This is a genomic window from Streptomyces sp. NPDC001544 (genome assembly GCF_042894285.1).
GTDB lineage: Bacteria > Actinomycetota > Actinomycetes > Streptomycetales > Streptomycetaceae > Streptomyces.
Window position 1 is genome coordinate 1 of the sequence record NZ_JBIAVN010000026.1, and the last position, 11783, is coordinate 11783.

The 11783-nt window shown below is 70.6% G+C and carries 13 protein-coding genes and 1 pseudogene; 6 read left to right on the plus strand and 8 right to left on the minus strand.

Annotated elements, in window-relative coordinates; translation table 11 throughout:
• Nucleotides 1–103: 103 nt before the first annotated feature.
• Together ACFY0F_RS37050 and ACFY0F_RS37055 are read right to left on the minus strand one after the other, a co-directional pair.
• Complete coding sequence (locus ACFY0F_RS37050) at nucleotides 104–829, minus strand: class I SAM-dependent methyltransferase (RefSeq protein ID WP_388804827.1); 726 nt, start codon at nucleotides 827–829, stop codon at nucleotides 104–106.
• Between the two features lie 284 nt (nucleotides 830–1113).
• Nucleotides 1114–1584: an ATP-binding protein gene (locus ACFY0F_RS37055; protein WP_388804829.1), complete on the minus strand. Its 471-nt coding sequence runs from the start codon at nucleotides 1582–1584 to the stop codon at nucleotides 1114–1116.
• Nucleotides 1585–1811: 227 nt separating this feature from the next.
• Between ACFY0F_RS37055 and ACFY0F_RS37060 the strand changes: the two genes are divergently transcribed.
• Complete coding sequence (locus ACFY0F_RS37060; protein WP_388804832.1) at nucleotides 1812–2132, plus strand: STAS domain-containing protein; 321 nt, start codon at nucleotides 1812–1814, stop codon at nucleotides 2130–2132.
• Nucleotides 2133–2190: 58 nt separating this feature from the next.
• On the opposite strand, the gene ACFY0F_RS37065 is transcribed toward ACFY0F_RS37060, so the two are convergent.
• The 6 genes from ACFY0F_RS37065 to ACFY0F_RS37090 form a co-directional block, all read right to left on the minus strand.
• The gene (locus ACFY0F_RS37065; protein ID WP_388804835.1) at nucleotides 2191–2538 is read right to left on the minus strand and encodes an STAS domain-containing protein; all 348 of its coding nucleotides are present in this window, start codon (nucleotides 2536–2538) and stop codon (nucleotides 2191–2193) included.
• A gap of 275 nt (nucleotides 2539–2813) precedes the next feature.
• Nucleotides 2814–3155: an STAS domain-containing protein gene (locus ACFY0F_RS37070; protein ID WP_388804838.1), complete on the minus strand. Its 342-nt coding sequence runs from the start codon at nucleotides 3153–3155 to the stop codon at nucleotides 2814–2816.
• Nucleotides 3152–4492 carry a PP2C family protein-serine/threonine phosphatase gene (locus ACFY0F_RS37075; RefSeq protein ID WP_388804841.1) on the minus strand — a complete coding sequence of 447 codons (1341 nt, stop codon included), beginning with the start codon at nucleotides 4490–4492 and terminating at the stop codon, nucleotides 3152–3154. Before ACFY0F_RS37075 ends, ACFY0F_RS37070 begins: the two co-directional genes overlap by 4 nt.
• Entirely contained in the window at nucleotides 4492–5295 is an 804-nt protein-coding gene (locus ACFY0F_RS37080; RefSeq protein WP_388804844.1) for an alpha/beta fold hydrolase, read from the minus strand. The genes ACFY0F_RS37075 and ACFY0F_RS37080 overlap by 1 nt, the downstream gene beginning before the upstream one ends.
• A 126-nt stretch (nucleotides 5296–5421) precedes the next feature.
• Nucleotides 5422–5841 carry a cupin domain-containing protein gene (locus ACFY0F_RS37085; RefSeq protein WP_388804847.1) on the minus strand — a complete coding sequence of 140 codons (420 nt, stop codon included), beginning with the start codon at nucleotides 5839–5841 and terminating at the stop codon, nucleotides 5422–5424.
• Between the two features lie 20 nt (nucleotides 5842–5861).
• Nucleotides 5862–6878, minus strand: coding sequence for a zinc-dependent alcohol dehydrogenase family protein (locus tag ACFY0F_RS37090; protein WP_388804850.1), 1017 nt, complete (start codon nucleotides 6876–6878; stop codon nucleotides 5862–5864).
• Nucleotides 6879–7131: 253 nt separating this feature from the next.
• Between ACFY0F_RS37090 and ACFY0F_RS37095 the strand changes: the two genes are divergently transcribed.
• From ACFY0F_RS37095 to ACFY0F_RS37115, 5 genes and pseudogenes are all read left to right on the plus strand, one after another.
• Nucleotides 7132–8019, plus strand: a complete 888-nt coding sequence (locus ACFY0F_RS37095; RefSeq protein ID WP_388804853.1) for a helix-turn-helix transcriptional regulator — start codon at nucleotides 7132–7134, stop codon at nucleotides 8017–8019.
• A 74-nt stretch (nucleotides 8020–8093) separates the two neighbouring features.
• Nucleotides 8094–8822 (plus strand): SDR family NAD(P)-dependent oxidoreductase, encoded by a 729-nt coding sequence (locus ACFY0F_RS37100; RefSeq protein WP_388804856.1) that lies wholly within the window; start codon nucleotides 8094–8096, stop codon nucleotides 8820–8822.
• A 247-nt stretch (nucleotides 8823–9069) separates the two neighbouring features.
• Nucleotides 9070–9387: pseudogene (gene folE, locus ACFY0F_RS37105) on the plus strand (GTP cyclohydrolase I); the annotation flags it as partial.
• A gap of 244 nt (nucleotides 9388–9631) precedes the next feature.
• Complete coding sequence (locus ACFY0F_RS37110; protein ID WP_388804859.1) at nucleotides 9632–10168, plus strand: hypothetical protein; 537 nt, start codon at nucleotides 9632–9634, stop codon at nucleotides 10166–10168.
• A 230-nt stretch (nucleotides 10169–10398) separates the two neighbouring features.
• Nucleotides 10399–11667 (plus strand): serine hydrolase domain-containing protein, encoded by a 1269-nt coding sequence (locus tag ACFY0F_RS37115; protein WP_388804862.1) that lies wholly within the window; start codon nucleotides 10399–10401, stop codon nucleotides 11665–11667.
• The last annotated feature ends 116 nt before the right edge of the window (nucleotides 11668–11783 follow it).

Sequence of the window (11783 nt, forward strand, 5' to 3'; positions counted from 1 at the left end):
GTGGGGGCCCCTCCCGCTCGAGCGAAGTCGAGAGTGGGGGAGTGCGTGCCAGACCCCGCGACCCCGGCGTGATCCACAAGACACCCCCTAGGGCGCCGAGCGGTCACGGACGTCGTGCCACGAAGACGAACTCCTGTCCCGGCCGGTCGGGCGCGTCGCGAATGCCCTCCACCTCGTAGCCGTGCGTGACCAAGTCCCGCTCGACCTCTTCCCGCTCCCGGAAACGCAGCGTCGAATCCGAGGTCAGTACCTGTCCGTCCGCGGCGAACACGAAGGTCCAGCGGAAGGTCACCAGGGGCAGGCTCTTGCGGACCAGTTGGACCCAGCTCTCGACGGAGCCGACGCCCGGAACCTCTGTCACGCGGTGGGAGATCTCGCGGGTCCACTCCTCCCAAGCCCGTCGGGCCGGATCCCGGGTCTCGAAGACGAGATGTCCACCGGGCCGCAGTGCCTCGTAGGCTCCCCGCAGCGTCTTCTGCCACGTCCCAGGATCGACGATGGCCTGGGCGACATTCGCCGTCATCGTCACCAGGTCGACCTGCAGCGGCGGTAGATCCGCGGCGTCACCGCGGACCCAACGCACTCGCTCGCTGCCCGGTTTGGCCCGTGCGACGTCGATGGACGCCGACGCGGGATCGACACCGACGGCCTCGATCCCGCGGTCGGCCAGGAGAAGTGCGAACACTCCTGTGCCGCAGCCGATGTCCAGCACGTGGCGCGCCCCGAACTCCTCCGCCATCTCGAGGTAGGCGTCGAGATCGCTGCGGTCGGGGTCGAGCGGATCGTAGATCGCGGCGAGCCGGGGGTGCCCGAAGCATTCGTCAGCCATGCCGGAGAACGTATGGGGAACCGGCCCCGATGACTACTTGGTTTCGCCGGCAGCAGCGGCCTTGCCGTGCGCCTCAGCCGGCCCGCACCAGAGCGATCCCGGCCTCCTCCTTGGTCCGGGCCCGTCGCAGCAGCACCACGAGGGCCGTGCACTGCACAGCCATGGCGAGCGCATGCTGCGCGTCGCCCGGGCCACCGGGACGGCGGAGCGGGAATGGCTGCGCGAGGCCATCGACACGCTCAGCCGAACCGCGCCCTGACGCGTGCCGCCGGGCAGCGATGTCCTCACGGGTGCCGCCGGCCGTATCCGGCGATGCCGTCGTCGGGTGCGTCCGGCAGGGCGATGCGGGCGGTGATGCGTTTGCCCACCGGTTCCCGCACCACCTCGAAGCCCTGGGTGACGGCCATCACGATCTCCAGGCCGTGCTGCCCCACCCGGCCCGGGTCCGCCGCCCGCGCCACCGGCAGCGCCGGATCGCCGTCCCACACCGTCACCTCGACCAGGCCCCCGGCGATCGCCAGCTCCATCAGCACCGGGCCCGGCGCGTACTTGCGGGCGTTGGTGACCAGCTCGCTCACCACCAGCCGGGTCAGATCCGTGGCACGGGCCGACACCGCCAGCCCGTGCTCCGCCTGCACCCGGGCCAGGAATCGGGCCGCCGCCTCACGAGCCTCCGCGATGCAGCCACCGTCACCCTGCAGGGCTACCGTGGCCCGGACCGGCTCAGCCTCCGGCGTGGCACCGTCGTCACCCACAGGCACTGATTCCACAAAGGCCGCCCTCACCCTTCACCCCCGGCAGCTACCCGCCGGCTCGCACCCCACACCTGTCCGGCCTGCCCGACCCGCCCCGCCCAGGCCCTTCGACCCCGTAGTATGCGGGTCAGCCTGCCGGGAGAACCGGTCCGTAAGTATCTCCGACAGTGCCGAGGGGAAGCGTGGCGGACTCCGACAAAGCGTATGAGCCCTACCGTCTGTCGGTCGTGTCCACCATCACCGACGGCATTCGCGTGCTGACCGTGGCCGGCGAGATCGACCACGACACCGCCCAGCCTCTGCGCCAGGCCCTGGACATCTCCCGCCTGGGTTCCCCGCCGCGTGTGGTGATCGACATGCGGCAGGTCACCTTCATGGACTCCGCCGGCATCAACCTGCTCGTCACCGCCCGCCGGGCCACGTCCGGGCAGCACGGCTGGCTCCGCCTGGCGGGGGCACCCGAATCCGTCATGCGCACCCTGCGCATCGTGGAACTCGACACGATCATCGACTGCCATCCCACCCTCCGCGACGCCCTGCAGCCGTGACCGCCCCGCCCAGGTCATGGGCGGGGCGGTCACGGAGCGCAGGAAAGCCGCAGCCCGGTCAGCCCGCGGGCAGGGGGAAGCCGACCGCCATGCCGTCGGAGCCCGTGGCCAGCAGATCGTAGGTTTCGGTCAGGTGCAGCAGACGTGCCGGCTGGTGCTGCAGGCCGGTGACGAGGAGCCGGCCCCCTTCGTCAAGGAGGCGTCGGCGCAGCTGCAGCAGCAGGTTCAGGCCGCTGGAGTCCATGAAAGGCACTCCCGAGACGTCCACCTGCAGCGTCCTTCCGCCGAGCGGGGTGGCCAGAGTGGCCCGTACGAGTTCGGGACAGGAGCCGAGATCTATCTCTCCGGCTACGGTGATCACGGTGCGGTCGGCGTACTGCTGAGTGAGCACGGCGAAATCGGTCATGGTTCGCCCCTCTATTCCGGGGTCGAGCCCATAACGCCCCGTGGCCTGAGGCATCAAGCGCGCGGCTAGGGCCACGCATGGTCGAGCAAGCCACCCGTACCGCGTCCCGGTCACCGAAGTGACCTCAAGGGCGGCGCGGGGCCTCTCACCAAACCAGGCTGGTCAGCCCTCAGCGTCCCACAGGACAGCCGGTTTGCACCAACCCCGGACCGGGCCCGCTGCGGGCGGGGCACCGCGAGCGGTCGGCCGGTGGACGTCACCGGCCGGTGAGCGTGTCAGACGACGGGCGGAGGCGGCTCACCGCCGTCGCGCAGAGTGAAGATCTGGTCGAGACCGACCATGGCGAGGACACGCAGGAGCGTGGGCGGAACAGCGGTCAGCACGATGTCGCCGTCGGCGGCCTGGGCGTGCTGGCGTGCGGCGAGCAGGGCGGTGATGCCGGTGGAGTCGCAGAACTGCAGATCGGACAGATCGAGGTTCAGGACCTGGCCGGGCTCCAGGGCCAGGGACTCGACCTGACGTCGCAGCGCGGCGGCCTGCTCGTAGTCGAGTTCGCCGGCCACCCGCAGGACGGGGCCGTCGACGGCGTCGTGGTGGGTGATGTGCAGCGGGGTCATCGTGGGTGATTCGTTGCCGGGCGGTTGTCGGACTGGGTTGCGGGGACGCCGAGGGCGAGCAGTGCGGTGTCGTCGTTGAGTCCGTCGCCGAAGCCGTCCAGCAGCTCGGTCAGTGCGGTGATCACCGCCTGGGGAGCGGCGGGCGCCTGGGCGGCGGCAAAGACGAGAAGGGCCTCTTCTCCGTAGAGGCTGTCGCGGGTCGGGCCGGTGCGGGCTTCGGTGAGGCCGTCGCTGTAGAGCAGCAGGGTGTCACCGGGGGCCAGGGTGGTTGTGACGGTGGCGAACGGGGCCTTGGGCAGGGCGCCGACGAGCAGGCCCCCTGGGGTGGGCAGGAAATGGGCCTGACCGTCGGCCCGGAGGATGAGCGCCGGCGGGTGGCCGCCGGAGCCGAGGCGGACCGTCATGCTGCCGTCCGCGCCAGGGTCGAGGATGCCGAATATGCAAGTGCAGTAACGCGGGTTGCCGCCGGCCGTGTACCGCTCGTGCAGGACGGCGTTCAGCGTGGTCAGCGCGGCGTCGGGCTCGGGGTCGTGGTGGGCGGCGGCACGCAGGGTGTAGCGGGTCAGGGAGGTCAGGGCGGCGGCCTGGGGACCCTTGCCGCACACGTCGCCGAGGAAGAAGGCCCAGCGCTCGCCGTCGATGGGGAACAGGTCGTAGAAGTCGCCGCCCAGTTGGTCGGGAGATGCCGTGTGGTAGTAGACGGCCGTTTCCAGCCCGGGCAGCTTCGGCAGGGTGTCGGGCAGAAGGGACTTCTGCAGTACGGCGAGCGCGTCGGCCAGTCGTTGCCGGTCGGCCTCGGCCTGCCGACGGGCCTGCTCCGCCTCCGCGCGGGCCCGTTCGGCTTCGGCGCGGGCCCGTTCGGCGTCCTGACGGCGGCGTAGCAGTTCCTCCTCGTACGCGCGCCGGTCTGCGGCGTCGAAGACGGTGGTGCGGATGAGCAGGGGTTCGCCCTCGCTGCCGTGCTTGACGACGGAGGAGACCAGCACCGGCAGGCGGCCGCCCTGGGCGTTCTTCATCTCCAGGGCGATGCCGCGGAGTTCGCCCTGCATGCGCAGCAGCGGCGCGAAGTGCGTCTCGTGGTACAGCTTTCCGCCGACGGTCAGCAGATCCACGAAGCGCTTGCGTCCCACCACGGCCGAGCGTTCCAGGCCCAGCCAGTGCAGCAGCGTGGTGTTGATCTTGGCGATGGTGCCGTCCATGAGTGTGGACAGGTAGCCACACGGAGCCGACTCGTACAGTTCTTCGACGCTGTCCTCCAAAAGAGCGGTGAACGCCGCGTCCATGGCCTCGTCGTCGCCTGTCTCGGACGGCTCGGGCAAGCCGTCCGTGCGACACATCACGACCAGCTCTGCAGGAAGTCGATGATCGCCTCGGCGGTGGCTTCCGGAGCGCTCAGCTGGGGGCAGTGCCCGGTGGCGGCGAGGGTGACCAGGCGGGAGGAGGGGATCGCGGCGTGCACGTAGGCGCCGACCTCACGCGGAGCGATGGCGTCCTGAGAGCACTCCAGCACCAGGGTCGGCACGCTCACGCTCTTCAGATCGTTCCGGCTGTCGGACAGGAAGGTGGTGCGGGCGAAGACGCGGGCGATGTCGGGGTCGGTGGCGCAGAAGCTGTTGGTCAGCTCCTGCCCCAGCTCCGGCCGTTCCGGGTTGCCCATGATCACCAGGGCCATGGCGGAGGACCAGCCGAGGTAGTTCGACTCCAGAGAGGCCAGCAGCTCGTCGATGTCCTCCGCGGTGAAGCCGCCGCGATAGCCGTCGTCGTCGATGTAGCACGGCGAGGGGGCCACCATCACCAGGGATCCGATCCGCTCCGGCGCGGCCTGCGCCGCCAGCACCCCGATCATGGCGCTGACCGAGTGCCCCACGAACACCGCCCGCTTCAGGTCCAGCGCGGCACAGACCTCGGTCACGTCCTGGGCGTAACCGTCGAGCGAGGAGTACCGCTCCTGGCTCCAGGCGGAGAGGTCGGACCCGCCGGAGCCGACGTAGTCGAACAGCACCACGCGATACCGCTCGGCCAGCGTCGGCACGATCAGGCGCCACATGTTCTGATCACAGCCGAACCCATGCGCCAGAACCACCACCGGCGCGTCGGCGGGACCCGTGACCGTCACATTGTTCCTCCGGCGAACATCCATGCGGGACATCCTCTCACCTGCCCCGAGATGCTCGAGAGGGTGGTCATGGACCTTTCACCAACGCTCCGGGCCCCGAGTGCCCGGCCCGATGGATCCCTTCGCCACGGCAGGTGCCGACGTACCGCCTCAAAGGGGTCGGTCGACGGCCGGGGCGGCGGCGTACTCCTCGTCGGTGACGGGGGTCAGCCAGTGCACGACGTCGTGGTCGGAGTCGCTCTCGTTGATGGCCAGGTGGACCATCAGCCGGTTCGGCGCTGCGCCGTGCCAGTGTTCCTCGTCGGCCTCGAACAGGACGCGGTCACCGGGACGGATGACCTCGACCGGTCCGCCCCGGCGCTGGCACAGGCCGACTCCCTCGGTGACGAAGACGGTCTGGCTCAGCGGGTGGCGGTGCCAGTGGGTGCGCGCGCCGGGCATGAAGTGCACCAGGTTGGCGGTGACACGGGACGGCTCGGGCGCGGCGGCGACGGCGTCGATGTAGACGTCGCCCGTGAACCAGTCGGCAGGGCCCTTGACGGTGTCGATCGAGCTTCGGGTGATCTGCAAGGTCGTTTCCCCCTCTCGGGTCAGGGCTTCAGCAGCGCCTTGATGGCGCGCCGCTCGTCCATCGCCTTGTAGCCCTCGGCGACCTGCTCCAGGGGCAGGGTGAGGTCGAAGACCTTGCCGGGGTCGATGCGACCGGTCAGGACGCGGTCGATCAGATCGGGCAGGTAGCGGCGCACGGGGGCGGGGCCGCCGCGCAGGCCGACGTGGGAGAAGAACAGCTCCTGGCCGTCGACCTGCACCCCGTGGGGGACGCCGACGAAGCCGACGCCGCCGCCCGGCCGCGCCGCGTGCAGGGCCTGCTGCATGGCCTGGGCGGTGCCGACGCATTCCAGCACCGCATCGGCGCCGATCCCGTCGGTGAGGTCCTTGATCCGCGCGACACCCTCCTCGCCACGTTCGGTGACGATGTGGGTGGCACCGAACTCCCGGGCGAGCTTCTGGCGGCTCTCGTGGCGGCTCATGACGATGATCCGCTCCGCGCCCCTCTCCTTCGCCGCGATCACCGCGCACAGTCCGACCGCTCCGTCGCCGACCACCACGGCCGTGGAGCCGGGCTCGACCTCGGCGGCGTCGGCGGCCCACCAGCCCGTGCCCATCACGTCGGAGACGGCCAGCAGGCCGGGCCAGAACTCCTCGCCCGGCACCTCGTCGGTGGCGACCAGCGTGCCCTGGGCGTTGGGTATGCGGATGTACTCGGCCTGGCAGGTGCTCATGAACTCGCGGTCCACGCAGTTGGACTGGAAGCCGGCCAGGCAGTTGGCGCAGGTGTTGTCCGAGGTGGCGAAGGAGCCGACGACGAACTGGCCGGGCTTGACCGCGGTGACCCCGGCTCCGACCTCCTCCACGAAGCCGACGTACTCGTGCCCCATCGGGTGAGCCTCGTCGGTCGAGTCCAGGCCACGCCAGGGCCACAGGTCGGAGCCGCACACACAGGTGACCGCCGTGCGGATGATCGCATCGGTCGGCTTGAGGATCTTCGGATCGCCGAGAGTCTCGAAACGCACATCGCCGGGGGCGTGGATCACTGCTCCGCGCATGAGGGAATTCCTTACGTGCTGAGGGTCGGGCCGCTCGTGCCCGTGTGCGGTTGCGTACCGGGCATGGAAGGGCGACGCTCCGCTGCCCTTGCCTCCCGGGCGGGCACGACCGGCGTGTGGCGACATGTGCGCCGCGGCCGAGAAGTGCCACGCCTCTTCAGGTAACCGGTTTTCCTCCTGGGCAACGAGTTACCGGTGAAAGGTGTACTGCCAGTACATCCCTCCCGCGGCGAGCAGGCCGTACGGTCGAGGTGTGGACAACCGTGACGAGGTCCGCGAGTTCCTCACCTCGCGGCGGGCGAAGATCACTCCGGAGCGGGCCGGGCTGCCCGCCGGTTCCCGGCGCCGCGTGCCCGGGCTGCGCAGGAGCGAGGTCGCCGCCTTGGCCGACATGAGCGTCGAGTACTACGCGAAACTGGAGCGGGGCAACCTCCCCGGCGTCTCCCCGTCCGTCCTCGAGGCCGTCGCCCGTGCCCTGCAGCTGGACGATGCCGAACGTGCCTATCTGCTTCATCTGGCCCAGGCCGCCGACGGATCCGACGTCCTCACCCGCCCGCGGCGCCGTACCACGCGGCAGTGGACACCGCATCGCAGTCTGCAGTGGACCCTTGACGCGATCACCGCGGGGCCCGCCTTCGTCCGCAACGGCCGGCTGGACCTGCTCGCCGCCAACCAGCTCGCCCGCGCCTTCTACGCCGACGTCTACGCCGGCCCCCACAACCACGCGAATCTCGCCCGTTTCAACTTCCTCGACCCCCTCTCCCGCCGGTTCCATCCCGACTGGGAGCTCTTCGCCGACATGGCGGTGGCCATCCTGCGCACCGAGGCCGGCCGCAACCCCCACGACAAGGACCTGCACGACCTCGTCGGCGAACTGTCCACCCGGAGCGAGGAGTTCCGCACCCGCTGGGGATCCCACAACGTCCGCCACCACGGAACCGGCGTCAAACGGTTCCACCACCCGGCCGTCGGCGACCTCACCCTCGCCTTCGAGGGCCTGGAGATGGCGGCCGAACCCGGTCTCACCCTGACCGTGTACACCGCCGAACCCGGCTCGCCCTCCGAAGAGGGCCTCCGCCTGCTGGCCTCCTGGGCGGCCACCGAAGAGGCCGGTTCACCCACACGGCATTCCGCCGGCTGAAGGACTTCAGGAGACGACCACATGCGAGGAGCAGCCATGTGCGCCACCGGTGGCGGCCCGTCGGGGACGCCGTCTTGAGCCGGATCCTGGTGACCGGTTCCGCCGACGGCCTCGGACGTGCCGCGGCGCAGTCACTGCTGTCCGCGGGGCACGAGGTCGTGGTGCACGCCCGGAACGAGCAGCGCGCCGCGAGCCTCGACCCGCTCGTCGAGCGAGGAGCGGACATCGTCGTGGGCGACTTCGCTCAGCGTGACGCCGTACGCCGCCTCGCCGCCGAGCTGCGTGACGCGGGGCCGCTCGACGCGGTCGTCCACAACGCCGGCGTGTGGAGCGGACCTGCGGTGATGCCGGTCAATGTCATCGCGCCGTACCTGCTCACAGCACTGCTGCGGGAGCCGCGGCGGCTGGTGTACCTCAGCAGCAGTTCGCACTTCGGCGGGCGTCCCTCGCTCGACGGGGTCGACTGGCGGGGCCGGAGCGCGGGGTCGTACTCCGACAGCAAGCTGTTCGTGACGACGCTCGCGGCCGCGGTGGCGCGGCTGCGCCCCGGGGTGCTGAGCAACGCGGTGGATCCGGGCTGGGTGCCGACCAGGATGGGCGGCCCCGACGCCCCGGACGATCTCGAGCTTGGCCATGAGACCCAGGAATGGCTGGCCGTCGGCCACGACCGTCAGGCCCTGACGACCGGCGGGTACTGGTACCACCGCCGGCAGCTGCAGCCGCACCGTGCCGTCCACGACGAGGCGTTCCAGGACCGCCTCCTGCGGACGCTGGCCGAGGAGACGGGCACCGCGCTCGACTGATCACGGGTGTGCGAGCCGCGCGTCGGTCCGGCGTCGGCCACCGGCGAGCGGTGCTTCCACGTCGGGGTCGAGCTCCGCCCATGCGGTCGCGACGGCGTCGAGGAACTCGGCCCGGTCCGTGCCCGGCTGCTACGCGTGGGCGTTGGCGGCGCTCCAACCCGCCACCCCGAGGATGCGTCACGTGCGGCGACTCAGCTCTCCGCGGCCGTGCGCCCGTCCTGATCGGTGGTGCCGGGGGCGAGCAGAATTCGTCGGCACCGCCCATATCGGCTACCTGCCGGGCGCACGCATCCTGGGCCTGTCCAAGCTGGCCCGTGTGGTCGAACACTTCGCGTGCCGCCCTCAGGTGCAGGAACGCCTGACGAAACAGGTCGCCCACTGGCTGCAGACCCACCTGGAACCCAAGGGCGTCGGTGTGGTGATCGAGGCCGAGCACTCCTGCATGACACTGCGCGGGGTGCAGGCCACGGGTTCCAGCACCATGACCTCCACGCTGCTGGGCCTGCTGCGTTCCGATGCCCGCTCCCGCAGCGAATTCCTCGCCCTGGCCGGCGTGACCTCCTGACCCGCACCGCACCGCGCCGCGCACAGCCCGGCGTGGCGGCAGTCGCCCAGCGGCTGTGCACCATCACGTTCCGGTGCCGACCACGCCCTCGCCGCAACCGGCGAAACGGGCCGGACGCTGCCGCTGTTCGCAACACCCTTACCGGCCGGGTTACTTGGGGATCCGGATGTCGCCGATAGGCCAGTCCTGGCGGGGTATCCGGGAAGCGACAGCGGTATGCCGACACTCGCGGGAGGTACGTGCCGTGCACGCCTTGAGGCGCTGGTTCGATCACAGTCTCACCGCCCACGCGGTCCTGGTCTTGCTGATGGTGGTGGGGGTCACCGCGCTGATCCGCCGGGACGGGCATCCGGTGTCGTGGTTGCTGCACGGCGTGCTCTACACCGCCCTCGCCGTCTCGTTCACGGCCGTGCAGCGCCGACGGATCAGCCGCGCGGTCGGCACCGACCCGCGAGGAGTCGCCGAGCTCAACGTGAAGATCCGGCGCCGTGAGGTGCCGAGCGATCCCGAGGAGCAGGCGGCGATGCGCCGGCTGGTCGCCGAGCAACTGGGGCGGATGGAGCGTGGGGGCCGGTGGCTGCCCTACTGGCTGGGCTTCCTGGGCCTGGTCGCGGCCGGCATGCTCGCCCTGGGGGTGGCCTCCGACTCGTTGACCTTTCCGCTCATCTTCACATTCTGTGTGGTCGGGCTCTGCGGCTGGGTCCTGTGGATGCGTCCCCGGTCCATGGAGCGCTGCCGCTTCATGCGCTCGGCTCTGCAGGGCCGAAGCGAACGGGTGTAGGAAGCGGCGGCGCCGCCGGTCAGCGGCGTCTTCGGTGACCGAATTCCTCTCATCCGCCGGTAGTACGGCCGATCCTTCGCGTGCATGATGCCCCTCGGCGCGGCCCCGGCGAAGATCACCCTGCAGATCTTCCCGCTCCCGTACGCAGAGAGGCTGTGCAGACAACCATGCTCTTAAGCCGTCGGTACCCAGGACGTCCGGCCCCGGCGAGGCGGGGATGGACAGTCGCCGTGGCCTGTGCCGCCGCCCTTGTCGTCCCTTCGGCCGCTCTGCTCCCCCAGGCGCAGGCAGCGACCCGTTCCACCGCCACCCCGGCCGCTTCGCACCGGTCGGCCCCGGACCGGGCACGCCTGACCGACGCGTTGAACGCCATCCACACCGCGGGCATGTACGGCGCCTACGCGGCCGTGCGGGACGGTGACGGCGTGTGGCGCGGCGCCACCGGTGTCGCCGACCGGGACACCGGCCGTCCCGCGACACCGGGCATGGAGCACCGGATCGGCAGCATCTCCAAGTCGATGACCGCCGTCGCCCTGCTCCAGCAGGTCGCCGCGGGACGCCTCGACCTGGACGCACCCCTGTCCCGCTACCTTCCCGGCCTGGTCCCCGGTCGGCGCGGCGACCGGATCACCGTGCGCATGGTGCTGAACCACACCAGCGGTATCGGGGACTACGTCCCCTATGCGTTCCCCTCGTTGCAGACGCTGGACACGAGCAGCCTCGACGAGTTCCGCTTCCGGCACATCTCCCCCGAGCAGCTCGTCCGGATGGGGGTGCAGGCTCCGCCGACCGGAGAGCCCGGCGAGCATTGGTCGTACTCCAACACGAACTACATCATCGCGGGTCTGCTGCTCGGCAAGCTCACCGGTGAGGACCCCGAGCGGTACATCACCCGCCACGTCATCCGCCGGGCCGCGCTGCGGCACACCTACTTCCCCACCGGCCCGCGCATCAAGGGTCCGCATGCCAAGCTGTACGAGTCCTTCTACGGACTGATCGACCCGCCGCGCGACTACAGCGTCTACGACATGTCCTGGGTGGGAACCGCCGGCGCGGTCGTCTCCACCATGGCGGACCTCGACCGCTTCTACCGGGCGCTGTTCACGGGCCGGCTGATCCCGGCCGCCGAGCTCGCCGAGATGAAGAAGACGGTTCCGATGACCGATTCCCAGGGCAACGTGGTCGGCCACTACGGCCTGGCGCTCATGCGGTACGACTGGGGCTGCGGTACGTTCTGGGGCCACACGGGCGCGGTGTTCGGCGCCGAGACACTGGCGATCTCGAGCCAGGACGGCCGACGTCAGATGGCCCTCGGCTACAACCTGTCGAAGTACGACAAGCTCGGAGCGGACGGCACCGTGCCCGCGGGCCCCATCGACGCTGCCATCAACACGTTCGTGGCCACATCGCTGTGCCGTCCGGCCACCGGTTCACCGGACCTGCGGCCGGCCGACGTGGACCACGTCCTGGCGCCGGGGAGCTCTCTCGACGGAGAGTGAGCGCGGCCGTCTCGACGCGCTCTCCCGTGGCAGGGGCGTCGGCGAACGTGCCGCTCGTTCATGTTCGTTCCGCACCGACCTCCGGTGACGGTGGCATGCGCCGGCCGCGGCCCGAG

Coding starts and splice junctions, on each gene's coding strand:
- ACFY0F_RS37050 (WP_388804827.1), bottom strand. CDS start 829: ATGGCTGACGAATGCTTCGGGCACCCCCGGCTCGCCGCGATCTACGAT.
- ACFY0F_RS37065 (WP_388804835.1), bottom strand. CDS start 2,538: ATGACCGATTTCGCCGTGCTCACTCAGCAGTACGCCGACCGCACCGTG.
- ACFY0F_RS37070 (WP_388804838.1), bottom strand. CDS start 3,155: ATGACCCCGCTGCACATCACCCACCACGACGCCGTCGACGGCCCCGTC.
- ACFY0F_RS37075 (WP_388804841.1), bottom strand. CDS start 4,492: ATGTGTCGCACGGACGGCTTGCCCGAGCCGTCCGAGACAGGCGACGAC.
- ACFY0F_RS37080 (WP_388804844.1), bottom strand. CDS start 5,295: ATGGATGTTCGCCGGAGGAACAATGTGACGGTCACGGGTCCCGCCGAC.
- ACFY0F_RS37090 (WP_388804850.1), bottom strand. CDS start 6,878: ATGCGCGGAGCAGTGATCCACGCCCCCGGCGATGTGCGTTTCGAGACT.